2 protein-coding genes are annotated in these 673 nt (G+C 61.5%); both read left to right on the top strand.

What is annotated here, in order from left to right; all coding sequences use genetic code 11:
* Nucleotides 1–69: 69 nt before the first annotated feature.
* Nucleotides 70–426 carry a transposase gene (locus CSC78_RS18775; protein ID WP_162339390.1) on the top strand — a complete coding sequence of 119 codons (357 nt, stop codon included), beginning with the start codon at nt 70–72 and terminating at the stop codon, nt 424–426.
* Nucleotides 427–431: 5 nt separating this feature from the next.
* A partial coding sequence (locus CSC78_RS18770) for an IS3 family transposase (RefSeq protein WP_162339389.1) occupies nt 432–673 on the top strand: 242 nt, incomplete at its 3' end.

Raw genomic sequence — 673 nt, 5'->3', positions numbered from 1 at the left:
TCATTCAAGCCGAACCGGTAGTTCCTACGGTTTAGTGGACACCCCGACCTAACCCTCAGGAGTGTCCCCATGCCCAAGCCAGGCCCCAGAACCACCCATCGCTACAGCAATGCTTTCAAAGCCTCTGCCGTGCGTTTGAGCCAGCAGCCAGGCGTACGTGTCGTCGATGTCGCCCAGTCGCTTTACATCCATCCCTACATGCTGTCTCGTTGGCGAAGACTCGCGCGGGAGGGCGTTATCGTGACCAAGGGTGCACCGGTGGATCCGTCGACGGCAGCCGAGCTGAAGGCGCTGCGCAAGATCAAGCGGCAGTACGAGCAACTCAAGCTCGAGCATGACCTTTTAAAAAAAGCGATCGCGTTCACTTCCGATCGAAAAGCGAGATCTTCGCCTTCATCGAACACCACAAGGAAACCTGTTCGGTGAGGGCGATGTGCCGCCTTTACCGGGTCAGTGCCGCCGGCTACTACGCCTGGGCTCGGCGACCGGTGAGTGATCGCCGGATCGAGGACGCCTCGCTGATAGAGAAGATCCGCCAGGTGCATGAGGCCAGCCGACAGACCTATGGCAGTCCCCGGGTGCATGCCGCCCTCCGGCGACAGGGCGAGCCGATCGGACGCCGTCGGGTCGAAAGGCTGATGCGGCAGGAAGGCGTGCGTGCCTGTTCGGCCCG

The organism is Pseudoxanthomonas japonensis, assembly GCF_010093445.1.
Taxonomy (GTDB): domain Bacteria; phylum Pseudomonadota; class Gammaproteobacteria; order Xanthomonadales; family Xanthomonadaceae; genus Pseudoxanthomonas_A; species Pseudoxanthomonas_A japonensis.
Note: the sequence above shows the minus strand (reverse complement) of the source record. Positions and strands in the feature narration are given on the sequence as shown.

Coding starts and splice junctions, on each gene's coding strand:
- CSC78_RS18775 (WP_162339390.1), top strand. CDS start 70: ATGCCCAAGCCAGGCCCCAGAACCACCCATCGCTACAGCAATGCTTTC.